Annotated in this window: 19 protein-coding genes; 8 read left to right on the top strand and 11 right to left on the bottom strand. The window is 47.0% G+C overall.

The window, feature by feature from the left end; genetic code table 11:
* The first annotated feature begins 24 nt into the window (after window positions 1-24).
* From ANT_RS08580 to ANT_RS08570, 3 genes are all read left to right on the top strand, one after another.
* The gene (locus ANT_RS08580; RefSeq protein ID WP_013560118.1) at window positions 25-1,152 is read left to right on the top strand and encodes a D-xylose ABC transporter substrate-binding protein; all 1,128 of its coding nucleotides are present in this window, start codon (window positions 25-27) and stop codon (window positions 1,150-1,152) included.
* Window positions 1,153-1,224: 72 nt separating this feature from the next.
* Window positions 1,225-2,760, top strand: a complete 1,536-nt coding sequence (locus ANT_RS08575; protein WP_041454855.1) for a sugar ABC transporter ATP-binding protein — start codon at window positions 1,225-1,227, stop codon at window positions 2,758-2,760.
* A gap of 26 nt (window positions 2,761-2,786) precedes the next feature.
* Window positions 2,787-3,989 carry a sugar ABC transporter permease gene (locus tag ANT_RS08570; RefSeq protein WP_013560116.1) on the top strand — a complete coding sequence of 401 codons (1,203 nt, stop codon included), beginning with the start codon at window positions 2,787-2,789 and terminating at the stop codon, window positions 3,987-3,989.
* A gap of 336 nt (window positions 3,990-4,325) precedes the next feature.
* On the opposite strand, the gene ANT_RS16820 is transcribed toward ANT_RS08570, so the two are convergent.
* Window positions 4,326-6,089 carry a polysaccharide biosynthesis tyrosine autokinase gene (locus ANT_RS16820; RefSeq protein WP_070105123.1) on the bottom strand — a complete coding sequence of 588 codons (1,764 nt, stop codon included), beginning with the start codon at window positions 6,087-6,089 and terminating at the stop codon, window positions 4,326-4,328.
* Window positions 6,090-6,311: 222 nt separating this feature from the next.
* Here ANT_RS16820 and ANT_RS16305 point away from each other — a divergent pair, with 222 nt between their 5' ends.
* Genes ANT_RS16305 through ANT_RS08545 form a run of 4 tightly spaced genes read left to right on the top strand, consistent with a single transcriptional unit; the run spans window position 6,312 to window position 10,825 of the window.
* On the top strand, window positions 6,312-7,982 hold the full coding sequence (locus ANT_RS16305) for a sugar transferase (RefSeq protein ID WP_013560113.1): 1,671 nt from the start codon (window positions 6,312-6,314) through the stop codon (window positions 7,980-7,982).
* Window positions 7,963-8,961, top strand: a complete 999-nt coding sequence (locus ANT_RS08555) for a GDP-mannose 4,6-dehydratase (protein WP_013560112.1) — start codon at window positions 7,963-7,965, stop codon at window positions 8,959-8,961. The genes ANT_RS16305 and ANT_RS08555 overlap by 20 nt, the downstream gene beginning before the upstream one ends.
* A gap of 11 nt (window positions 8,962-8,972) precedes the next feature.
* A complete protein-coding gene (locus ANT_RS08550; protein WP_013560111.1) occupies window positions 8,973-9,707 on the top strand; it encodes a nucleotidyltransferase family protein in 735 nt (244 codons plus the stop codon).
* Window positions 9,686-10,825, top strand: a complete 1,140-nt coding sequence (locus ANT_RS08545; RefSeq protein ID WP_013560110.1) for a DegT/DnrJ/EryC1/StrS family aminotransferase — start codon at window positions 9,686-9,688, stop codon at window positions 10,823-10,825. Before ANT_RS08550 ends, ANT_RS08545 begins: the two co-directional genes overlap by 22 nt.
* On the opposite strand, the gene ANT_RS08540 is transcribed toward ANT_RS08545, so the two are convergent.
* The 6 genes from ANT_RS08540 to ANT_RS08515 form a co-directional block, all read right to left on the bottom strand.
* Complete coding sequence (locus ANT_RS08540) at window positions 10,822-12,231, bottom strand: alpha-amylase family glycosyl hydrolase (protein WP_013560109.1); 1,410 nt, start codon at window positions 12,229-12,231, stop codon at window positions 10,822-10,824. The genes ANT_RS08545 and ANT_RS08540 overlap by 4 nt on opposite strands.
* Window positions 12,191-13,168 (bottom strand): DMT family transporter, encoded by a 978-nt coding sequence (locus ANT_RS08535; RefSeq protein ID WP_013560108.1) that lies wholly within the window; start codon window positions 13,166-13,168, stop codon window positions 12,191-12,193. Before ANT_RS08535 ends, ANT_RS08540 begins: the two co-directional genes overlap by 41 nt.
* 16 nt (window positions 13,169-13,184) lie before the next feature.
* Complete coding sequence (locus ANT_RS08530; protein WP_013560107.1) at window positions 13,185-15,185, bottom strand: beta-galactosidase; 2,001 nt, start codon at window positions 15,183-15,185, stop codon at window positions 13,185-13,187.
* A 23-nt stretch (window positions 15,186-15,208) separates the two neighbouring features.
* Window positions 15,209-16,057: a fumarylacetoacetate hydrolase family protein gene (locus ANT_RS08525; RefSeq protein ID WP_013560106.1), complete on the bottom strand. Its 849-nt coding sequence runs from the start codon at window positions 16,055-16,057 to the stop codon at window positions 15,209-15,211.
* A gap of 1 nt (window position 16,058) precedes the next feature.
* On the bottom strand, window positions 16,059-17,516 hold the full coding sequence (locus ANT_RS08520) for a glycoside hydrolase family 13 protein (protein WP_013560105.1): 1,458 nt from the start codon (window positions 17,514-17,516) through the stop codon (window positions 16,059-16,061).
* A 72-nt stretch (window positions 17,517-17,588) separates the two neighbouring features.
* On the bottom strand, window positions 17,589-18,569 hold the full coding sequence (locus ANT_RS08515; RefSeq protein ID WP_013560104.1) for a 2-hydroxyacid dehydrogenase: 981 nt from the start codon (window positions 18,567-18,569) through the stop codon (window positions 17,589-17,591).
* Between the two features lie 173 nt (window positions 18,570-18,742).
* Here ANT_RS08515 and rpmF point away from each other — a divergent pair, with 173 nt between their 5' ends.
* Window positions 18,743-18,931 carry a 50S ribosomal protein L32 gene (gene rpmF, locus ANT_RS18065; protein WP_013560103.1) on the top strand — a complete coding sequence of 63 codons (189 nt, stop codon included), beginning with the start codon at window positions 18,743-18,745 and terminating at the stop codon, window positions 18,929-18,931.
* A gap of 69 nt (window positions 18,932-19,000) precedes the next feature.
* Here the strand turns inward: rpmF and ANT_RS08510 are convergent, their stop codons facing one another.
* Genes ANT_RS08510 through ANT_RS16300 form a run of 4 tightly spaced genes read right to left on the bottom strand, consistent with a single transcriptional unit; the run spans window position 19,001 to window position 23,021 of the window.
* Window positions 19,001-19,213, bottom strand: a complete 213-nt coding sequence (locus tag ANT_RS08510; RefSeq protein WP_013560102.1) for a hypothetical protein — start codon at window positions 19,211-19,213, stop codon at window positions 19,001-19,003.
* Window positions 19,213-20,568: a GTPase HflX gene (hflX, locus tag ANT_RS08505; protein WP_013560101.1), complete on the bottom strand. Its 1,356-nt coding sequence runs from the start codon at window positions 20,566-20,568 to the stop codon at window positions 19,213-19,215. The genes ANT_RS08510 and hflX overlap by 1 nt, the downstream gene beginning before the upstream one ends.
* Window positions 20,569-20,574: 6 nt before the next feature.
* Window positions 20,575-21,768, bottom strand: a complete 1,194-nt coding sequence (locus tag ANT_RS08500; RefSeq protein ID WP_013560100.1) for an LL-diaminopimelate aminotransferase — start codon at window positions 21,766-21,768, stop codon at window positions 20,575-20,577.
* On the bottom strand, window positions 21,765-23,021 hold the full coding sequence (locus ANT_RS16300) for a sensor histidine kinase (protein ID WP_013560099.1): 1,257 nt from the start codon (window positions 23,019-23,021) through the stop codon (window positions 21,765-21,767). The genes ANT_RS08500 and ANT_RS16300 overlap by 4 nt, the downstream gene beginning before the upstream one ends.
* Between the last annotated feature and the right edge of the window lie 13 nt (window positions 23,022-23,034).

The raw sequence follows: 23,034 nt of genomic DNA, 5'->3' as shown, positions 1-23,034 counted from the left end.
ATTTACACTTGAAGGAGAGGAAAAATGCAACGCAAACTGTATCGCTCACTCATTGTGATCGTGGTGATCATCATGGCGCTCACCAGCCTGTTAGGGTGCTCTGCTCCTGCCAATACGGGTGGCGGTGGCAAAACCGAGAAGATTAAGGTCGGCCTTTCGTTCTCCGATTTCGCCACCGAGCGCTGGAAGAATGAAGAGCAATTGATGCGCAAACTGCTGGAAGAGAAGGGCTACGAAGTTCTTTCCCAGGAAGCCAACCACGATGTTAAACTGCAGAATGACCAGGTGGATAATATGGTCAGCCAGGGTGTGAAAGCCCTCATCATTGTCCCGGAAGATGGCGATGCCATCGTCACTGCAGTGGAAAAGGCTGCGAAAGCGGGTGTGAAGGTTATTGCCTATGACCGCTTGATCAAGAGCACCAGCATTGCTGCTTACATTTCCTTCAACAACGTGGAAGTGGGGCGTCAGCAGGCGCTGGGCGTGATGAAAGCCCTGGATATTGATAATTGGGATGTGGCTTCCAAGGGTAAGGCTCGGGTTGTCAAACTCGGCGGTAGCCCCACGGATAACAACGCCATCCTCTTCCGCAAAGGGCAGGACGAAATTCTCCAGAAGTACATTGATGAAGGCAAGATTGAAATCGTGGCTGACCAGTGGGTTGATAACTGGGATCCCGCCAATGCTCTGAAGATCATGGAGAACATCCTGACGGCGCAGAAGAATGACATCGACGCCGTGGTGGCTTCCAATGATGGAACCGCTCTGGGGGCTCTGCAAGCCTTGAAGGCGCAGAAACTGGCAGGCGTTGTGCCGATTTCCGGTCAGGATGCCACGGCAGATGGCTGCAATAGCATTGTCAAGGGCGAATTGACGGTCACGATTTTGAAAGACATTCGTGACCTGGCGCCGCTGGCTGTGGATCTTGCTGATAAATTGATCAAGGGTGAGCAGATCGAAGGCCTGAAGAATTACACTATGGCTGAACTCACCAATGATCCCAGCAAGACCGGTGAAGTGCCCTGCTACTTCCTGCCGGTTTCTCAGGTCACCAAGGACAATGTGTACGATTTGGTCGTGAAGAGTGGCTTCCAGAAATACGACGATGTTTATCGCGATATTCCTGAAGACCAGCGTCCTCCGAGACCATAACGTGACGAGTTAACGTATTCCCCGGCTCCCTTCGGGGAGCCGGGGAAAATGACTGCAATGAGGAGAGAGCCTGTGGAAGACAATATTCTGGAGTTTCATAATGTTACCAAGCGTTTTCCGGGCGTTGTTGCCCTGAATGATGTGTCTTTTTCGATTAAACGCGGGGAAATCCACGGCATTTGTGGGGAAAATGGTGCGGGAAAATCTACCTTAATGAAGATCCTTTCCGGGGTATATCCCTATGGGACTTATGAAGGCACAATTTTGTACGATGGAAAGGAACTTCGCCTTGAAGATCGTTCCATTCGCCAGGCAATAGAAGAGGGGATTGCCATTGTCTATCAGGAGTTGACTCTCGTCCCCAATATGACGGTAGGGGAGAATATTTTCCTGGGAAAAGAACCCCTTTTGCCAAATGGATCAATCGATTGGGATCGTTTGTATGCTGATACCGCGAAAATCCTGGAAAAATACCGCTTGGATATTCAACCACAGGCAATTGTGAAATATCTTGGCGTGGGCAAAATGCAAATGGCAGAAATCGCTAAAGCCCTTGCCGAAAATGCTAAAGTATTAATCCTGGACGAGCCAACAAGTGCTCTCACAGAAGCGGAAGTAGACAAGCTGATGGAGATCCTCCAAACGCTCAAGGAGCATGGCGTAACCTGCATTTACATTACCCATAAATTGGAGGAATTTTTCCGCATCACCGATTCCATCACAGTATTGCGGGATGGCAAAGCCATCATCACTGCCCCAACCCGGGAACTGAATTTGGAAAAATTGGTCAGTTACATGGTTGGGAGAGAGATGAAGGAGCGTTTTCCCAAGGGGAATCGTCATCCTGGGAAAGTCATTTTTGAGGTAGAGAATTTACATGCTATTGACCCGAATGATCCAGAAAAGAAGATTCTGAATGGGGTCAGTTTTGATTTGCGTGAAGGAGAAATCCTTGGAATTGCTGGGTTAATGGGCTCCGGGCGCACAGAACTGGTCACCACGATATTTGGGGAATATGGAAAGATTACCCAGGGCAAGATTCGACTGGATGGGAAAGAGATTCATATTCACAGCGCGCGTGATGCCATGAAATATGGCATCAGTCTGGTGCCTGAGGATCGGAAGCGCCAGGGTTTGGTGCTGATGCAGTCTATTCTGAAGAATGTGTCTTTACCGAACCTGGATCGCTTTGCTTCCTTTATGCGTATTGATGAACTGGCAGAACTGAAAGCCGCCGTGGCTCAAGCCAAGAATTTAGCCATAAAAGCCTCTACCTTGCAAGCCCCATGCGACTCACTTTCTGGAGGAAATCAGCAGAAGGTTGTTATTGCCAAGTGGCTGTTATCTTCTCCAAGAATTTTGATCATGGATGATCCGACACGTGGTATTGACGTAGGGGCAAAGTATGAAATTTACAAGTTAATGAATGAACTGGCAGAAAAAGGCGTTGCAATTATCATGATTTCCTCCGAACTGGAGGAAGTCTTAGGTATGAGCGACCGCATCGTTGTCATGCATGAAGGACGTTCCAATGGGTGTCTGTCCATTCATGAAGCGACGCAGGAAAAGATAATGACGCTGGCAACTGGTATTGCCGAGATGGTATAAATTTTGATTGAAACGAGGAACTACCTATGGCAACAATCAGCGAAACAAAAACCCGTATCAATATTTGGGATGAGATTCTCAAGCGTTTCCGCCTCAATATTCAGACCTACACCATCATTCTGGCAATGGTGGCTATCTGGATACTGTTTACGATATTGACCGGTGGTGCGTACCTGAAGCCTCAGAATTTCTCCAATCTGTTCCGTCAGATGACGGTCACTTCATTCCTCGCTGCCGGAATGGTTTTGGTGATTGTCACCGGAAACATTGACCTTTCTGTGGGGAAACTGGCGGGGTTTGTCTCGGTTGTAGTGGCATATTTCCAGGCGAATATCTGGAATCATCTCTTGCCAAATCAGCCTATTCTGGCTGCTGCTCTTTCTGTGTTGGTAGGCTTGGGTGTAGGGACTTTGTTTGGCGTAATTCAGGGCTATATCATTTCATACCTGCAAGTCCCCTCATTTATTGTGACTTTGGGTGGAATGTGGATCCTGAATGGGGGAATTTTGATTGTTACAGAAGGGAAAACCATTCCTGCCAACCAACCCGGCTTCTCCGAAATTGCGCAGGGATATCTTCCCTTGTGGGTTGGTTGGGTTTTAGCGGTTGGTGTGGTGATTCTGCTCTTCTATTCCATGTTGCGAAGCCGTCAGCGAAAACGCCAGTACGGGTTTGAATTATCCAGTCTTTCCCTGGATATCTTAACCACAACTTTCTTCTCTATTCTGGTTATTGTTTACGTGTACATTGTTAACCTGTACAATGGCGTTCAAACCCCTGTTCTGTTGTTAGCGATTACCGCTGTCCTCATGTCCTATATTTCCAGTAACACCCGTTTCGGTCGCTATGCTTATGCAATAGGTGGAAATCGTGAAGCCGCTCGCCTTTCGGGCATCAATATTCGCAAGAATATTTTCATGATCTTTGTGTTGATGGGTTTCCTCTCGGGTGTTTCGGGAATTGTCCTGGCTTCCTACGTCGGTTATGGAACAATCGCCGCAGGGACAGGTTATGAATTGGATGCAATTGCTTCCTGTATCTTGGGCGGAACCTCCACGTTGGGAGGGGTGGGTACGGTCTTTGGCGCTATGATTGGTTCTCTGATTATGAGCAGTTTGACCAATGGCCTTCAAATGATGAACGTCCAGCCAGCGTGGCAGTACCTGCTTAAGGGCATTGTACTGGTTTTAGCTGTCTACGCTGATGTTTACTTCAAAAAGAATAAATAAAAACACTTTTGATTGATACAGCGCAAAGATAAAACCGTTTCATATTTTGTAAAATGCTAAAAAATCAATCAGGAGTAATCAGATATGGTAGAAGCAAAACAGCAATGCGTTTTTTGTGGGCTGGATCATAGAACTGTGCCGTTAATTACTTTACAATACCGGGACGAGACGTACTTTATTTGCCCTCAACATTTACCGGTTCTCATTCATAATCCTCAACTGCTTGTAGGGAAGTTACCCGGAGTGGAAAATTTGGAGGGTTACGACCATTAATCCTTTGACTTATAATAAAAATGGAGTGTGTGTTCTATATCCACACTCCATTTTTTGTTTGCTCTACCTTGATGTAGGCTTAGAAGGAGGATTTATGGACGTTACAGGTTGTGATCCTGGTTCGGATATGGCTGTCTTGCGTTTCTTCTTGAGATTCCCGTTGTCTCCATAGTAATAGTATTGATAATAGCCATAATTTCGGTAGTAATAGTGAGATTTTTTAGGATTGACACCATTTACGACTACGCCCAGAATTCTTGCGTTAACTTGCTGAAGTTGTTCCACGGCTTGGAGCAGTGCGGATTGCTTTGTTGTACCCATTTTGACTACCAGTAGCACGCCATCCACAAGGGGTGAAAGTACTGCGGCGTCTGTCACAGAAAGGACGGGAGGCGTGTCCACCACAATCATTTCTGCTTCGCTGGCAACGCTGTCAAGGATTTCTTTCATTTTACGAGAACCAAGAAGTTCAGAAGGAGTGGGAGGCGTCCCTCCACTTGGGAGAACTTTCAGGGTCTCAAGGCGGGTTTGTTGTAAAGCGCCGTTCAACATAGTAGGATTCTGAATGAAAAGTCCTGAAAGCCCCTGCCGATTGTCCAATCCCAGTACTTTATGAATCCGAGGGCGGCGTAAATCTGCGTCGATGAGAACCGAGCGGTTACCACTTTGTGCAATAACTACCGCCAGATTAATCGCTACAGTGGTTTTACCATCTTCAGGGGTAGGGCTGGTGACCAGGAGCACGCGGAGAGGATGATCCACGCTGGCATAGCGAACATTTGTTCGGAGCGAGCGGAAAGATTCTGTGACCGGGGAACGGGGTGAACTTAAGGCCACCGGATCGCCTGCTTTGGGGTCAAAGGTGTGAATGGTGCCGATTACAGGAAGTTTGGTTTGTGTTGTAATCCAATCGGGGGATTTAATGGTATCGTCCAGGAAGTCCAGTGCGAAAACAATTCCAATTGCCAGGAAAATCCCTACCAACGCGGCGATAGCCGTATTTCTCAAGGTTTGCGGTCGAACAGGTTTATCAGGCGGGGTTGCTGGTTCCACCTGGATTATGCTGGTGATGTTCTGTGCTTCTGCCAGACGGATTTGTTCATAACTGGCTAATACCGAGGCGTAAATTTGCCGGTACTGCGCTAGGCGAGTTTCGAGGCGATCAATTTCTGCCTGGTTTATTTGCCTGGCAAGGTTTTCAATCGTTGCATTACTTAAAGTGCCATTTGCGGCATCCGGGTTGGTGCGTTTCACCTCGGAAATGTTCTCTTGCAAAATTTTCTCCAAAGCCGATGAGTTTTCCTGAATTTGCTGTTCCAGATAGGATAACTGGTTCTGAAGGTTCTCTTTGGAGGCTTTAAAACGGGAGATCTGCATTTCTTGCAGTTGCTCAGCAAAGGCATTGACCAGCTCATTGGCAAAATCGGAGGCATACACCGGGTTGATGTCCTCAACAATTACTTGCATCAATTGAGTGTCGCGTACCGGTGTTACTTTTACGGTGTCAATGACATATGGAAGATTAAGTTTTTGAGCCACTTTTACCAGTAAGGGGCGCTTTGTCATCATCTCGGCATATGTGCGAGTTAACTTCTCGTTGGTGAGGATGATGGCAGTGGAATCGTAGTATTGCCCTGATCTGGCTTCATTCACCAGAATAGTGGTAGAAGCAGCGTAAATGGGAGTTTGCAGTAAACTCAAAATAAGAGCTCCACTTGCTGCCAGGACCCCGGCTAAGGCAATAAACCAGCCCCATTGCCATAATAACCAGAGATATTGTCGTAAATCTGTAGAAGGTTGCTGTACTGGTTCTGCAAAATCTTCCATGGAAAAATTACCTCTGATAGGTAGCATTCCCCCTGTGTCTAAGTATAACAAAAGTTCTTAAAAAACGGACTTCTTGGTTGTGCTACAATCAATTCTAACCATAGAATGTAAACATATCCAGTAAAATTTAAAGGTTGCAATAAAATTGTAACCGGATAGGTGGAATCCCTTACAGTTTCTGTGCTAGGATAATAAAAAAGGTTTGCCATTGATGGGGGATCTATGACAGAGACGGTAATTCGTGGGTCTGTTCTTTACTCGCATACTTCCAGACATCCGATATGGACTTGGATGGATAATTTTTTACGCCGATGTATGGATATTTTTCTTTCCTTGATGGGATTAATCTTTCTTTCTCCCTTTTTTCTTTTCATTGCCTTTTTGATTAAGAAAGACAGTCCAGGGCCTGTATTTTACCGGGGCCCAAGGGTGGGCAAGAACGGAAAAATTTTTAGGATCCTCAAATTTCGGACTATGTACGAGGATCCACAGAGCTACGCCGGTTTACCTGTCACGGCTAGAGGAGATCGTCGGGTAACTCCTTTTGGTCGTTGGCTCCGCGATACAAAGATTAACGAACTGCCTCAATTATGGAATGTGCTTGTGGGGGATATGAGTCTGGTAGGCCCTCGTCCTGAAGATCCTGAACTGGTGAAGTCTTGGGATCCTGAAGTTAGAGAGCAACTGTTGTCTGTTCGCCCTGGCGTGACCAGCCCGGCTTCAGTACTTTACCGCGATGAGGAGTCGCTGTTACAAAGCGGATCAGTGCTGGAGATTTATTTTCAGGATATTTTGCCTTCCAAATTGAGGTTGGACCAACTCTACTTGCGATATCGCACGGTTTTTACAGATCTGGATGTCATTTTCTGGACGCTGGTGGCTCTTTTACCAAGGTTGCGTGCCGTTAAGATTCCAACCCACTTGTTATATTGGGGCCCAATTTCTCGTTTATTCAGCCGTGTCCTTAATTGGAGCGCAATAGATTTCCTGGTTTCTCTGGTCTCGATTTGGGTAGTAGGTGTAGGGTGGCGATTGCTTGGTGGACCTCTGAACCTTGGGTGGGGAAATGCTTTAATTTTGTCATTTGCGATGGCTTTTTGTTTTACTCTGGTCAACTCTTTGTTTGGACTAACTCAGGTTAGCTGGTCAAAAGCGCCGCCATCCGCCGTGTTTGAACTGCTGGCTTCGGCAGGAATTTCTCTGGTGATTCTGGCAAGTCTCTCGATGATAGGAGGGATTAATACCAACTTCCCGCTTGGATTGTTGTTCGTATCCGGGGGACTTGCATGGTCGGGTTTTACAGCCGTTCGTTATCGTGAGCGATTGATTACAGGGTTTGCCAGCCGGTGGATGCGCTTGACCAAACCGCGCGCTTTAGGAGAAAGAGTGTTGATTGTTGGTGCGGGCGAATTAGGGGAGATGGCAAAATGGTTCTTCGAGCGCGGGGAATTGCAAAGGGCATACCAGGTTGTGGGGTTTGTAGATGACGATCCTCGCAAAGTTGAAATGAGTGTCCAGGGAAAAAAAGTTCTGGCTACCACAGAGTCCATTCCCGAATTGGTGCAGAGACTGGATATCGGTTTGATCATTTTTGCTATTCAACAAATTCTCCCCGAGCAAAGACAACGTATTTTGAATATTTGTCGGAAAACTACTGCGAGATTGTTGATTTTCCCCGATTTGATGTCCGCGGTTTGGGATTTTATTCGTAGAGAGAATACCCCGGTAGGTTGGACAAAGAAATTTGTTCAAACAGATATGCTTAGCATTCATAAAAAAATAACAGAAATCGATTCGCTTTTGGAAAGAGGGAATGTTGCAGAAGCCCGGAGTCAATTAGCCCAACTTCAAAGGAACATTGCTGAGGAGGAACATGGAACAGAACCTTTATAAAAATTCCCGGGTTTTGGTTACGGGTGCCGGAGGATTTATCGCCAGTCATTTAGTCGAACAGCTGGTCATTCAGGGTGCCACGGTGCGGGCTTTTGTGCGGTATAACTCCAGAGGAGATATTGGTTTGCTGAGATTTATCCCAGAGCAAGTGTTAAGGCAAGTAGAGGTTCGTTTTGGAGATTTGCGGGATTACAATGCAGTGGTGGGGGCATTGAAAGGCACGGATGTGGTCTTTCACCTTGGGGCGTTAATTGCCATCCCTTACTCTTATTTACACCCGCGTGAAGTTGTGGAAACCAACGTTCTGGGTACGTTGAATGTGTTGCAAGCCTGTCGGGAGATTGGGATTTCTCGTTTGGTCCATACATCTACCAGCGAGGTGTACGGGACCGGGCTCTATACTCCAATGGATGAAAAGCATCCGCTTCATGCTCAATCGCCTTATGCGGCAAGTAAAATCGGCGCGGACAAATTGGTTGAAAGTTTCTATTGCACCTATGATTTGTCAGCGGTGACGGTCCGTCCTTTTAATACCTTTGGCCCTCGTCAATCTGCCAGAGCAGTTATTCCAACCATTATCTCACAAGCCCTTACGAGTGAAAGGATTCGGATTGGTAACCTTACTACAAAGAGGGATTTCACTTTTGTGCTGGATACCGTTCGGGGATTTCTCTTAGCAGGGAGTGTTCCCGGGGTTGAGGGGGAAACTTTCAATCTTGGAACAGGCAAAGAGGTAACGGTAGGCGAATTAATTGATCGGGTGGCACAAATTTTGGGAAAAGAACTGATTGTCGAACAGGAAAGAGAACGTTTCAGACCAGAAAAATCAGAAGTCATGCGTCTTCTTTCGGACTTTTCAAAGGCTCAGATGAGATTGGGGTGGGCACCCGAATGGACATTGAGCAAAGGTTTGAAACAAACGCTTGAATGGATTCAAGAGCACTTATCCAGTTACCCAAATTCCGTTTATCAGCGTTAAGGGGGTAGAAGATGAAAGCAGTAGTCCTTGCTGGTGGAAAGGGTACACGCCTCGCGCCATATACTCGTATTATTCCAAAACCGATGTTACCTGTGGGAGATAGAGCCATCCTTGAAATTATGTTGCTTCAGATGAAACGTGCAGGAATTGAGGAAGTTATTCTGACCGTTGGTCACCTTTCAGGGTTAATGAAAGCATATTTCCAAGATGGGCAGCAGTTGGGTTTAAGGATTTGTTACAGTTATGAAAGTCATCCTCTGGGAACAGCAGGTCCCCTCGCCCTGATAGAAGGCTTGGAAGAGACTTTTCTGGTCACCAATGGCGATGTCTTAACTACCTTGAGTCTAACAGACCTGATTAAATTTCATGATCAATCTGGGGGAATTGCAACCATTGCCACGCATCGGCGTAAGGTCTTTATTGATTTAGGGGTGATTCATGTCAATGGAGGACATGAAATTGTAGATTACATTGAAAAGCCTACGTTGGAATATCAGGTGAGTATGGGGATTTACGTTTTTGAGCCACGAGTTTTGCGTTACATCACTAAGGGAGAATATCTTGATTTCCCTGATTTGGTGAAGAATTTGCTTGCAGTGGGCGAGAAAGTTGTGGCCTATCCGTTTGACGGTTACTGGAAGGATTTAGGGCGTCCTGACGATTACGAGCAAGCCAATCTTGACTTTGAGCAAATTCGCAATCAAATTTTGCCAGAGGAGCCAACATGGAATGGCGAGTACCTTTAGCCGATCTGGATTACGGACCAGAGGAAGCCGATGCAGTGCTAAATGTCCTCAAGAGAAAGTGGCTCACTATGGGAGAGATCACTCAAGACTTTGAGAGGGCTTTTGCTGAAATGCATGGTGCCAAATACGCTTTTGGGGTAGCCAATGCAACGGTGGCTTTGCATCTTGCTTGTTTAGCCCTGGAAATTCAGCCTGGTGATGAGGTGATTGTCCCCTCATTATCGTTTGTGGCTACCTCAAATGCCGTACTTTATACAGGGGCAAATGTGCGATTTGCAGATATCCTTGGGTTGGAAAACTTAACCGTGGATCCTGAAGAAATTCGCCAAAAAATTACCTCTCGAACCAAAGCCATTATCGTCATGCATTACGGGGGGTATCCATGTCAAATGGAGGAAATAACAAGGATTGCGCGTGAATACAATCTTGTAATCATTGAAGATGCCGCCCATGCTCCGGGAGCGAGCCTGAATGGTAAACCCCTGGGAATATGGGGGGATATTGGATGTTTCAGTTTCTTCTCGAACAAGAACCTCTCTACTGGTGAGGGGGGCATGGTGATTACCAATCGAGAAGATTTGGCGGAGAAAATTCGTTTGCTTCGCTCTCACGGTATGACTACCCTGACCTATGATCGCCATCGTGGGCATGCGTTTAGTTACGATGTTTTGTCCTTGGGATACAACTATCGAATTGATGAAATTCATTCTGCTTTGGGGATTGCACAATTGCAGAAACTTTCCAGAAACAATGCCTTGAGAAGACAATGGACAGACCTGTATCGGCAGGAATTGGCGGATTTACCTCTGGTTCTTCCATTCACCAGCACTCCCGGAGAATCTGCCTGTCATTTGTTCCCTGTTCTTCTTCCAGCCAAAGCGAGTCGTGAGCGTTTTATGCAGTTCATGCGTGAACAAGGAGTGCAAACCTCGATCCACTACCCACCTATTCATAGTTTCTCCTACTACCGTGAAAAGTACGGACACCTCTCTCTGCCTAGGACTGAGATGGTAGGGCTGAGAGAGGTGACTTTGCCGTTGTATCCCACAATGGGTGAGGAAAAGGTGAAGACTGTGGTTCAGGCGGTCAGAAAAGCCCTGCAGAATGCTGAAATTTAACTCATTTCCCATACTGCAAACCCAAAAGGTTGAAACGCGTAATGACCTTGTTTGTTTCCTTGTGGAACAAATCCTTCTGCCCAAAAGGGGTTGTATAAAGGTACTATATCGTCCTTGAGGTAAGCAACTCGTCTGGTAGGATTGCACCAGAAGACCAGAGACTGATTCTGAAATTGCCAGCGCCATCCACACAAAACTGGATGGGGGGAAGGTAGTAATTGGAAAGTTCCTGAAAGCTCCGTGCGTTCGAGCAAGGCAAGCAACCGCGTGTAAAATTCCGCAACTTCCTGAGAAGTGTTTTCTTCAGGACGGCGTCCAAGAAAAACCGGGATTCGAGTCGAGCGCCCTTCTAATTGACCTTCATGAAGCATAAAGGTTCCTGGTGTGCTCGCAGTAACCAGAGCCGCAAGTTTCCATTGATTGTAAGGAAACGCGGTGATGGCTCTTTTTTCGTCGTGGTTTTCTATAAAGCAGACCAGATGGTTTTGAAAATCGGATGAACGAGACAGTTGTTGCCTGATCAATTTAGGAGAACGATCCCTCAGGTAGTCGTAGAGCCTCTTGTCATAACAGGCGTCGAATCCTTGCTCAAGAAGGACGGGTTCGGTATCCCAGTAGGCTTCTGCCATGAAAAAGAGATGGGGATGTTCTTTCTTAACGGCGGGAATCACTTCTTCCCAAAAATCTTTTTCGGGTGGGATGATCCCGTGTGTTCTCCAGGTGTGCTGAAAAATGGAATTCAACATCAGCATCGCCATATCCACACGCAGGCCATCGCAAAGGTTACCTATTTCAACCAGTGTCTCTATCATTGCCTTCCTGAGACCCGGATGACAGGCATTCAGTTGAACAACATCTTGCCAGGCAGGAAAATTGAGGGCTTTCCCTCTTGCGAAAATATGTTTCCCAATGCGAATATAAGCATCAGGGAATTTTCTGAGGTGATTTTCTGTGCCTTGCACGAAATATTCGGGATGATGCTCTGTCCAGGTATGGCCCGGGGCGATGTGGTTGGGGACAAAATCCAGGATGAGTTTCATTCCGCGCGCATGAAGCGCGTTTCTTGCTTTCAAAATGCCTTCTTTGCCTCCAAAACGGTCATCTACTTGATATGCTTGCACACAGTAGGGGGAGCCAATCACATCAGAGGGGGTGTAATCGGGCAAAACTTGCTGAAATTCCTTTGTTAGACCAGTGTTTTGCAAAGCAATTTGAGTTCCCATTGGACTGCGTTTCCAAACCCCCATGAGCCAGACCATGTGAAAGCCAAAATTACGAAGCCGGTCCCATTCTTCTTCAGGAATAGTGCTTAAGGTAATTTTCTTTCCGGTTTTGTGAGATAGTTCCTCAAGCCAGATTGCAGTGTTAATCTCGTATAACAGGGGTTTGGGAGGAAGTGGTTTCATATGCAGTCCTTCTTTCTTGATTAGATTGTCTGATCTCATTCAATCTCAAGAGAATAACGCCCAAAAGGATAAGAACGCTTCCCAGAATTTGGTCGGATGTAAAGCGCTCCCCAAGAAGGAGGTATGATTGCAGAGCAGTAAAAGAGGGTTCAAGGGTGGCAATCAGGTTGGCAATGCTGGCAGGGAGGAAATTCAGACTGAAGGTGTACAACCCATATCCGCCGATCGTTGGAATCAGGGCTAACAGGAACAAAACCATCCAGCCATCCCACCGGTTACCCAGCCACAACAAATTGCGGCTGTCAATCCATTTGAGTGGAAAAAAGGCATTAGCCATCAGGAGGAGTAACGCAGCGGTCAGAAAGGTGTACCCCAGCACGGTTGGTGTGGGAATCCTCTTTTGTGAAGCCAATCGTCCCAAAAGGGTGTAGCCGGCGAAGGCAATCCCGGAAAGTAACCCCGTTAGAATTCCAATGGGGTTTGATGTCCACTGCTGGACTTGATGAGCTCCAGATACCAGGATGCAGCCAATGATACTGAAAACTACAGCCATGATTTTGGGAAGATGCAGTTCTTCTCTCCAGAGAAGCCATCCAAAGATTGCGGTAAAAGCAGCAGAACTATAAGCCAGAACTGTTGAGATTGCGGCTCCATTTAAAAAAACCGAGAAGGTCCAGAGGAAGTTGAAAACAGCCAGAAGAGCGCCATATCCGAGGAAAAATCTTACATGAGAGAAACCTTTCTGGATTAACGAGGGCTTAAGCAGAGCCATTGCAAGGAAAACAATTCCAGCGGTAAATAAATCGCGCCAAAACGCCAGAATTAGCACAGGAATTTTGTATTCAAGGTTCAGGTAACGAATAAACACTGCTGTGGCAGACCACAGCAGTGTGCCAACCAGAGCAATGACGTAACCTTTAGAATGTGAGGTATTCAATGAGGTTTCCCCATTGTCAAATTGTTTTGGTTAGAACGGCAACACCATATGGAGAGAGCCGAATTTGTCCGGCAATACGCTTACCACTGATGTGATCATCGTAAGTATTATTGTCCAGTTTGACAATTTGTTCCATTCTTGTGTGATTGACAATTACAAATACTTCTTTCTTGTCATATGTGCGTACCCTGCGATAGATTTGCACTCCCGCAGGTGCTTCAAATAACCCCTGAACCCCTGCATTTGTTGCAACCCTTTTGAGGTAGGCGAACATCGCTGTGTCATCCAGATAAGCGCCCGCGTAATAAACCAATCCGCTTCCGTGGTTGTGAATCGTCATGGCAATTTGACCATCGAGCCAGCCATTCGAAACGCCATAAGTTGCTACGGGGAGGGTAGAGTCTGGATCAATAATCTTCATCCGTTCTGCCCAAATTCGCGCTGTTCCAGTGAACCAGTTGCCTTGAAGAGGTACTTCTTCGTTGAGGGCATAAAAGTCTTCTACTTCTGCCCCGGTGAGGTGAGTGAGGAATGCCGGGGGGCGCAACGGATGAAAGGCATTGTCACGATTCTTGACCGCTGTTCGTGCTCCCAGCACCAGATGCCCACCGTTATCCACAAAACTCTTTAAATGGGCAATGCGCGCCTCGTCTACAATTGTGAGCGCTGGAGCCAGGACAAGTTTATACTCTTCCAGAGATTGATCGGGAGAGATGATATCCACTGGAATATTTAACTGGCATAGGGGCCGGTAGTAAGACAGCAGAAGCGCCACATAATCAAAATCCCGGTGATGCTTCTGCCACGAAATTGCCCAACGGCTTTCATAATCATTAAGGATGGCTACTCGGGACTCAACCTGGGTATATTCGAATACTGAAGAAAGTTCCCTGAACTCTTTGGCAATTTGCTTCACTTCTTCGAAGAAGGGCCTTGGCTGACCGGATTGATCCACCAGCGTTCCATGGAATTGCTCCTGTCCATTGAGCGCAGAACGCCATTGCCAGTACAACACAGCGTCGGCACCTTTGCCAATGGCTTGCCATGCCATGGTTCTGGCTTCACCCTTGTAAAGAGGATTGTTGATTTTTGCCCAATTGACCGTATTGGGCTGGATTTCCATTACCCAAAAGTTCTTCTTCTTGAATCCGCGAGTGAGGTCATGGGTGGCGCTCGAGAACACGGGCTCGTTATGCCCCATGCCAATGTACCAGTCCCATGAAGCCATATCCAGGTCAGTGCTCATTTCATAGTGGTCGAACCCGTCAAACCATCCCATGAAGTTGTGGGTGATCCACACTTCTTCTCTCAGGTGAGGTCTCAGGAGGTCAATCTGCATTCTTTGAAATTTCCGGTAACTTCGGGTGACGAAGCGTTTCCATTCCAGCATGAGTGCAGGGTTGTGGGGACCAATTGGGATGGGAATCTGGCTCCAATCGTTATAGGTTTGACTCCAGTATGCAGTAGTCCATCGTCGGTTTAATTCGTCCAGAGATTTATACTTTTCTTTGAGGTATTCCTGAAAAAGAGCCTGGCAGTGTTCGCAATAACAAACTCGATTAAATTCATTGTCAATTTGCCAGCCAATGATGTTGGGATTGCTCCCAAAATGTTCTGCCATGGCTTTGACCAACTTGGCCGTTGCCTCATGAAAAGCCGTTGAATTTACGCAATAATGGCATCGGTTTCCAAATTGAACTTTCCTTCCTTCTTCGTTTGTGGCTAGTATCTCAGGGTGCTCACTCACAAGCCAGGCTGGAGGGGCAGCGGTGGGAGTCCCCAGGACTGTTCGTATGTCGTGCAAAGCAAGAAGGTTGATGGCTTGATCAAGCCATTCAAACTGAAAATTCCCTTTGGAGGGCTCTAAACTGGACCAGGCAAATTCCCCCATGCGAACGACGCTCAAGCCAAGTTCCTGCATCAGGCGGATATCACTTAACCACTGCTCGGATTTCCAGTGTTCAGGGTAATAGGCTGCGCCAATGTGAAGGACTTTTCGAGAGCGTTGTGTGGTCATGATCTCCTCCTTTAGGGCAAGAGTCAACGAATAATTTTGCAGGTATTTTCCAATACTCCAATTTTTTCAATTTCCATGCGAAGGGAATCGCCGTTTTGCAAAAAAACGGGGGGCTTGCGAAAGACGCCTACTCCGTCTGGTGTGCCTGTAGCGATGATGTCCCCCGGTTGGAGAGTGAAGGCTTGTGAAAGGAAAGAGATTAATTCCGCAACGCTGAAAACCATTTCGGCTGTGGATGAGTTTTGCATCTTTACGCCGTTCAGTTCGGTTGAAAGATGCAAGGCTTGTGGGTCAGGGATTTCATCTGCGGTTACAATCCATGGACCCATTGGACAAAACGTATCCAGACTTTTTGCACGTACCCATTGGCGGTCACGGAATTGAAGATCGCGCGCAGAAACATCGTTGATAATCGTGTAGCCGAAGACGTACTCCAACGCCTCTTGTGTCGAAACATTCCGAGCCTTTTTCCCGATAATAACTCCCAGTTCTACTTCAAAGTCAACCTGGCGGGTGAGTTCAGTATTCCAGCAAATTGCATCACCATTGCCAATGATCGAAGAGGAAAATTTTGCAAAAACCAGGGGATATTCAGGTACCGGTACATTTTGTTCGCGGCAGTGGTCTTTGTAGTTCAATCCAATCCCAATGATTTTTTCGGGGTTTTGGAGAGGGGCTTTCAGTCTGACCTGAGACAGAGAAACGCTTTCGTAGGTCGATTTCCTTTCCAGAATGTTTTCAACGAATCGATCCCCTTTGTGAATTATGGCCTCAATAGAGCTGGAAATATCTTGTGGGAGAAGGAATACTTGTGACTCCTCCACAATGCCTACTTGAACACTGGATTGGTATTCAACGACAGCAATTTTCATTTCAATACTGCCCTTGAGAGAGAATTGTTCCTGAATATGGAGCGAGTTTATACCTTAAAATGTTCCCTTCTATTTTCACCATTTCTCCATTGAGAAGGTTCTTAAGGCTTTCTTCTCCGGAGAATTCCTTAAGGGTGACTTCAAGGAAATTTGTTTGGGGGCTGTTATTCAACAAAACTACAACATAATCGTTTTCATGCTTGCGTGCATAGGCTAGCCATTGATTCTCAGCCTTTAAGATTTCCCATGAACCATCTCGCAGGGCTGGATGGCTTTTCCGGATCATGATTAGGGATTTGAAGTAGTTTCTTAGGTCCATATCCCATCGGGAGGTATCCCATGGAAAACCACGCCGGCAGTCCGGATCTTTGCCGCCTTCCATTCCAATTTCATCACCGTAGTAAATTGTTGGTGCTCCGGGATATGTAAATAATACCAGAGCCGCAAGGCGCAGGGCTTCTTTGCGACCGTTCACCAGGCTGAGGAAGCGGGCTGTATCATGGCTATCAAGAAGGTTCATCTGGGCTTGAACAGCAGGCAGCGGATAGAGGTTCTGGAGCAAAGTAATTTGTTGGGCAAAGGATTCCGCATCTTTTACAAAATACTCAGGACCATGGCTTCGCCAGTGTCCCACCAAATCTTCCTGCAAATGTTCTCCGCCGAAGAAGCTCCACAGAGAATATGTCAGCAGGTAATTCATGACCCCGTCAAATTGATTCCCCTGTAACCATGGGCGAGCATCCCATGGGATTTCGCCAGTAATATATGCCTCTGGATTGACCGATTTAACCACGCTTCGAAACTCTTCCCAAAAGCCTGGCTCTTTGACTTCAAAAGGTACATCTAACCGCCACCCATCAATGCCCTGTTCAAGCCAGTATCGCCCCACTTCCATGATGAATTTGCGAACTTGTGGGTTGGCATGGTTGAAGGTTGGTAAAGCAGGGATACTCCACCAGCATTCATAACGCGGTTTACCTTCGTATGCGTTCAAAGGGAAGCCATGGATCTTAAACCAGTCAAGATAAGGTGATTGTTTCCCGCACTCCAGAATGTGGTTGAACTGGAAAAATCCCCGACTGGCATGGTTGAATACACCATCCAGCACGATGCGAATGTTTCTGCGATGGGCTTCTTTGAGCAAGGTTTGAAAGGCTTTTTCTCCACCGAGAAGGGGGTCCACTTTAAAGTAATCGTGGGTATGGTATCGATGATTAGAAGCAGACTGAAAAATTGGGGTGAAATAAATTGCAGTAATTCCCAAATCCTGAAGATAATCCAGATGTTCAGTTACCCCTAGCAGATCTCCTCCTTTGAACCCGTATGGAGTCGGGGGGGCGTCCCAATCCTCTAAATGGGTTGGCTTTTCTACAAGTGCGCTTTTGGCGAAACGGTCAGGAAAAATTTGATAAAAAACTGCATCGTGCACCCATTTGGGGGTTTGAAAGTTTGCGCTCAAAGTAAACCTCCAGTGAACATGCTGGGAATAGATTGGATTTTCTAACTAATTATAAATCGAAAGATGGGGTCTTTATTTCTCGTAAACTTGCGGGTTGGCACAGAAAGGCAGGCGTTTTCCCTGAAGACCGGCAATCAGATTCTCTGCCGCCATGACTGCCATCTGCGTTCTGGATTGAACGCTTGCACTGGCAATGTGGGGCGTGATAATCAGGTTGGGAAGTTGCAGAAGAGGGCTATTCGATGGAATCGGTTCCGGATCAGTCACATCAATCGCTGCTCCACGAATTTTTCGCTCCTTGAGAGCATGGTATAAAGCCTCCTGGTCAACCACACTTCCGCGTGCTGTGTTGATCAGGATAGCCTCCTTTTTCATCATGGAGAATTCTTTTTCGCCAATCAAATGATATGTGTTTGGAGTTAAGGGAACATGCAGGCTGATAAAATCAGCCTCTTTGATGAGGGTTTCCAGGGACACGTATTCTACCCCCAGCGTTTCTTCCATTTCTGGCAGTCTTTTGTTGTCATAATAGAGGATTCTCATGTCAAAACCTTTGGCGCGGCGTGCTACTGCCTGACCAATTCTCCCAAATCCAATAATGCCCAAAGTGCTCCGTGCAACATCCATCCCTAGAAGAATAGTTGGTCCCCATGTTTTCCACTTTCCTTCTCTGGTAAAGGCATCCGCTTCAACGACTCGTCTTGCCGCCGACATCAACAAAGCCCAGGTAAAATCGGCGGTAGCGTCCGTGAGCACCCCTGGTGTATGTCCTACAGGGATTTTTCGTTTTGTGGCGCTATCTATGTCAATATTATCTATTCCTACTGCATACTGGCTGATTACCCGGAGACGTGCGGAATTTTCAATCAATTCTTTGTCGATCCGATCTGTAAGCAGACAAAGCAGCCCATCAGCCCTTTGCGTTCGCTCTCTGAGAACATCATACGCTGGCGGAAGTTCTTCTTCCCAAAGATCGATCTCGACATGCTCCGACAGCATTTCCAATCCAATATCGGGAATTCTGCGAGTGATGAATACATGAGGCTTATCCATGGTTTGAATTATACTCTTTCATCAAATGTCAGGAAAAATTGCACCATAGAAATGCGCTAAAGGTTTTCCTTAAAAAGGCATGTCTCCCCCCTTGACGTTCCTGAATGTGGCGGGTAGAATTAGTCGGCTTTTATATAGAAATTGATCAAATGACTTGAGATCGGAGAGTAGGCATGGTTCCTCATCCAAAAAGAAAACATTCACAAGGACGGCGTGATCGTCGTCGCTCGCAGGACACTTTGAAGGCTACCAATCTGGTGGCCTGCTCAAATTGCGGTGAATTGCGTCTCCCCCACACCGTGTGCCCGAACTGTGGACATTACAAAGGCGTGGAAGTGGTCGCTCGGGAAAGCAAGAAGTAGCCTGGCGTTTTTTCCTCCTGAAACGAGCAAGCGCGGAAAGCCTATCCGCGCTTGCTCGTTTTAACCAATTTACAGTGCCCAGGCAAGCATAATGCCAAAGATTGCTAGAATAATCCCTATGTGTAAAAGAAGATCAGTTTGTGCTAACCAACCAGAAGGGGCAAAGATGGAAAAGAGCAGATTGAGGAAGATCAACAGCATTCCAATCAGAGGTAACAGCCCTTTGCGAGAAGCAAGAAATTCGGATAGACGATCCAGCAGTCTTGAAAACAGGTTCAACATCAGGTTGTTTCCTCTTTTTGAGAGAGTTTGTCATCTGTGTACAGGAAGGGCTGAAATCGGGCTAACAGTCGTCCGGGTAAATTTCCATCGATTAAGACTCCACCTCTGGTATGTTCAATGCGCTTTACCTGACCCTGATCATGAAATAGTGAAATCAAATTGCCTTCCTGATAAGGGATTCGGACTTTGACGGGTTGATAAGTTTCAAAGAGTTCCTGGTTTACCAAAGTAAGCATTTCATTGATGCCCATCCCTTTTAGGGCAGAAATAGCAAGCACAGAACCCGAGAAATAGGCAATGGCTTCTTCTGCGGCTTTAGGATCAGGCAAGCGGTCAATTTTATTTAAGAGAGTAATGACCGGAATGTGATCTGCCTGGATTTCTTTCAAAGTTGCATGCACTGCCTGGGCTTGTTCAAAGGCATTGGGGTGGGTAATGTCCACCACATGCAATAGCAAGTCTGCTTCGGCAATTTCTTCCAGGGTAGCCCGGAAAGCGGCAACAAGTTGGGTGGGTAATTTTTGGATGAAGCCTACGGTATCGGTAAACAGTGCCAGGTGCCCCCCCGGAAGTTCCACTCGACGGGTAGTGGGATCAAGGGTGGCAAATAACTGGTCGGCGACGTATACTTCGGCGTTTGCCAGCCTGTTGAGCAAGGTGGATTTACCGGCGTTGGTGTAGCCTACCAGGGCTACCACAGGAATTTGGGAGCGTTGGCGTTGGGCGCGGTAACGCATGCGGTGTGCGCGTACTTTTTCCAGTTCTGCCTTCAGTGTGGCAATGCGTTTGCGAATCTCCCGTCGGTCCACTTCCAACTGGGTCTCACCAGGTCCGCGCAAGCCTACTCCCCCCATGCTACCCGTTCGTCCACCACCTCCGCCAGCCTGACGGGCTAAATGGGTCCACGCGCGGGTTAATCGAGGAAGTCGATACTCATATTGGGCAAGTTCAACTTGCAGAATCCCTTCTCGGGTGTGAGCGTGCTGGGCAAAAATATCCAGAATGAGCGCAGTACGATCGAGGATGCGCACATGCGGTCCAAGCCTTTCCTCCAGTTCTCGAAGGTGGCGGGGGGATAATTCGTTGTCAAAAAGAACCACTTGAGCAAGGGTTTCTTCAACGAGAATCTTGATTTCTTCGATTTTCCCTGACCCGATATAGGTGTCTGGGTGAGGAGCGTCCAGCTTTTGGGTGGTTTGCCCTACCACTTCCAATCCGGCAGTTTGCGCTAAAAGCGCTAACTCTTCAAGGGAGTCTTCCAGAGGCAACAGAGAAGGTTCGTTTCTCAGTTCTACCCCTACGAGAAAGGCTCTTTCACGAGGAGGGACGGTAGGTTCAGGAACTTTTTTAGCCATGAGATTTTATCGTTTCCCCAACCAATCTTGCAATCTCTTCATTGCTTCTGCAATGCGATCTGTTGGTGTGCCCAGAGAAATTCTGAGATAACCTTCCCCGTATTTTCCATATACTACTCCCGGAGTTGTACTTACACCGGTTTCCTCAAGCAATTGGTTGCAAAATTCCACACTGTCTTTGTATGGTGAAGGAAGTTTAGCCCAAACATAAATGGCTGCAGGTGGCGGAGTTACCTCAAAACCAAGTCCTTGGAGAGTGGAGATTATCAAATCTCTGCGTTGCAGGTAAATGGCATTTCGTTCTTCCAGCCAGGACTGATCTCCGGTCAGGGCAGCAATAGCCCCATCGATGACCGGCTGAAAATGCGCCGAGTCTGCTTGACTCTTGTACGTATGCAGATACTTTATCACCTGGGCATTCCCAACAGCCATTCCTACACGCCAACCTGCCATGTTATAGGTTTTGGATAAAGAATTAAACTCTACTGCAACCTGTTTGGCTTCGGGGATTTGAAGAATACTGGGAGCCTGGTATCCGTTGAAACAAATATCCATGTAGGGGGCATCATTGGCAATCAAAATGTGGTATTTGAATGCAAACTCAACCAGTTTTTCATAAAACTTGAGCGAGGCGATGGCTCCCGTGGGGTTATTTGGATAATTAATCCAGATTAACTTGGCTTTTGCGAGGACATCTTCCGGAACCCGCTCCAGGTCCGGTAGAAATTGGTTTTCCTGGAGCAAAGGCAGGTAGTGCACCTCGGCTCCGGCTATGATACTTGCGCTCGCATAAACCGGGTAAGCCGGGTCAGGGACTAAGGAAACATCTCCCGGGTTGAGAATAACCTGTGCCAGGTTAAATAACCCTTCCTTGGAACCAATGAGTGCCAGCACTTCGGTTTGAGGATCAAGATTGACCCCAAAGCGAGTTTGATAATAGTGTGCAACGGCTTTTTTGAAGGCAAGAGAACCGCCCATTTGCGTATAGCCGTGCGTGTCATCCTGTCTTGCAGAAGCCACCAGGGCTTCAATGATGAAAGACGCAGGGGGTAAATCGGGAGAGCCCATGTCCAGTCGGATGACGTCCACGTTTTTTGTGCGCAGTTCGTTAATTTTTTGATTCAATTGGGCAAAAAAGTAGGGCTTGAAGGATGCAATACGGTCAGCCGGTTGAAACATCATTGGTTTGAGTCCTGTCATGGTTGTCTACTTCCTAAAAGAGGTTTTTTCGCGGGTTTATGGGTCAGGGGTGCCAATAGGCGTGCCATTTTTTCATCTGGGGGTTGGGTCATCAAAGGAAGTAAGATGTGGAAAGTGGAGCCGGGACAGGTTTTCTCATCGAAGCCGGGGGATTCTACCCAGATAGCGCCCCCGTGGGCTTCTACGATACCTTTGGCAATATGCAGTCCTAAACCAGGCCCACCGCCTTTGAATTTTGTTTTACTGCTGGAGTGCAGGTCGGTCTTTCCCAGGCGAGCAAACTTGTCGAAAATAAGCAATTGGTCTTCAGGGTCAATGCCAATCCCTGTATCTTTGATAATTACCTCTATAAATCCTGGAAGCTTTCGACCATCCACACTGATTGAACCGCCATCCGGCGTGTACTTAATGGCATTGGTCAGCACATTTCGGAAGACCTGTAAAAGGCGTTCTGGATCTCCAAAGGTCATTTCACCGCTACCAGGAAAATCCTGAATGGTTAAGGTCTGTTGCCGTTCTTTGATTACACCCTGAAGTTCATTTTCCAGAACATGGAGAATGCGATTAATCCATACAGGTTGAAAATTGAGAGAGAGCAAATTGTTGTCAATGAGAGATACATCAATCATGTCGTCGATGATGGTTTTCAAACGTCTTGTCCCGTTATGAATCCCATTTAACAAATCAATCTCATAAGGAGAGAGATTACGGGTGCTTAATGCATCTCTCAGCATAGCGGCATAACCATCTACCAGGGTGAGAGGCGTTTTCAATTCGTGTGCTGCTACAGCAATGAAATCAGACTTGCTCTGATCCAGTTTTTCCAGTGTTTGTTGGACTTGTTGTAATTGCTCTGAGATGGCTCGAATGCGAATTTCCATCTCCATTTCAAAAGCACGCCGAAAACAGTAAAGAAAAATGGGCAACAACCCACTCGTTATCGCCACGGAATACTCGGGTTTTAGTGTCTCTTCGCAAACTTTGACTGTAAAGAGAAGCAAATCCCCGATAAAGTCCACCAGACTGCTGGACATCTCAGGAGATTCGGATTGGGGTAAAGCCTCTGCCCATGCAGAGAGGATAGGGTCCATCCAGGAGTAGGTGCCGGTCTCCAGAGAAACTTCCATCCGATCAAAGAACTGCTCCAGTTGATTGCGTAAATCTTCCCGAATGTTCACGGCTCGTGCCAGGGTTTGAGGAGATCGCTGCACCCAGGGTTGACGAATTTGGCGAAGCAGTTCGAGTTCTTGCATACAAGTATAGTTT

The organism is Anaerolinea thermophila UNI-1, assembly GCF_000199675.1.
Classification (GTDB): domain Bacteria; phylum Chloroflexota; class Anaerolineae; order Anaerolineales; family Anaerolineaceae; genus Anaerolinea; species Anaerolinea thermophila.
The sequence above is the reverse complement of the archived record's forward strand: the minus strand, read 5'-3'. Positions and strand labels throughout refer to the sequence as shown.

Bases quoted from the DNA above. Each gene is read 5' to 3' on its own strand.
- ANT_RS08580 (WP_013560118.1), top strand. From the start codon at position 25: ATGCAACGCAAACTGTATCGCTCACTCATTGTGATCGTGGTGATCATC.
- ANT_RS08570 (WP_013560116.1), top strand. From the start codon at position 2,787: ATGGCAACAATCAGCGAAACAAAAACCCGTATCAATATTTGGGATGAG.
- ANT_RS16820 (WP_070105123.1), bottom strand. From the start codon at position 6,089: ATGGAAGATTTTGCAGAACCAGTACAGCAACCTTCTACAGATTTACGA.
- ANT_RS16305 (WP_013560113.1), top strand. From the start codon at position 6,312: ATGACAGAGACGGTAATTCGTGGGTCTGTTCTTTACTCGCATACTTCC.
- ANT_RS08555 (WP_013560112.1), top strand. From the start codon at position 7,963: ATGGAACAGAACCTTTATAAAAATTCCCGGGTTTTGGTTACGGGTGCC.
- ANT_RS08550 (WP_013560111.1), top strand. From the start codon at position 8,973: ATGAAAGCAGTAGTCCTTGCTGGTGGAAAGGGTACACGCCTCGCGCCA.
- ANT_RS08545 (WP_013560110.1), top strand. From the start codon at position 9,686: ATGGAATGGCGAGTACCTTTAGCCGATCTGGATTACGGACCAGAGGAA.
- ANT_RS08540 (WP_013560109.1), bottom strand. From the start codon at position 12,231: ATGAAACCACTTCCTCCCAAACCCCTGTTATACGAGATTAACACTGCA.
- ANT_RS08530 (WP_013560107.1), bottom strand. From the start codon at position 15,185: ATGACCACACAACGCTCTCGAAAAGTCCTTCACATTGGCGCAGCCTAT.
- ANT_RS08525 (WP_013560106.1), bottom strand. From the start codon at position 16,057: ATGAAAATTGCTGTCGTTGAATACCAATCCAGTGTTCAAGTAGGCATT.
- ANT_RS08515 (WP_013560104.1), bottom strand. From the start codon at position 18,569: ATGGATAAGCCTCATGTATTCATCACTCGCAGAATTCCCGATATTGGA.
- rpmF (WP_013560103.1), top strand. From the start codon at position 18,743: ATGGTTCCTCATCCAAAAAGAAAACATTCACAAGGACGGCGTGATCGT.
- ANT_RS08510 (WP_013560102.1), bottom strand. From the start codon at position 19,213: ATGTTGAACCTGTTTTCAAGACTGCTGGATCGTCTATCCGAATTTCTT.
- hflX (WP_013560101.1), bottom strand. From the start codon at position 20,568: ATGGCTAAAAAAGTTCCTGAACCTACCGTCCCTCCTCGTGAAAGAGCC.
- ANT_RS08500 (WP_013560100.1), bottom strand. From the start codon at position 21,768: ATGACAGGACTCAAACCAATGATGTTTCAACCGGCTGACCGTATTGCA.
- ANT_RS16300 (WP_013560099.1), bottom strand. From the start codon at position 23,021: ATGCAAGAACTCGAACTGCTTCGCCAAATTCGTCAACCCTGGGTGCAG.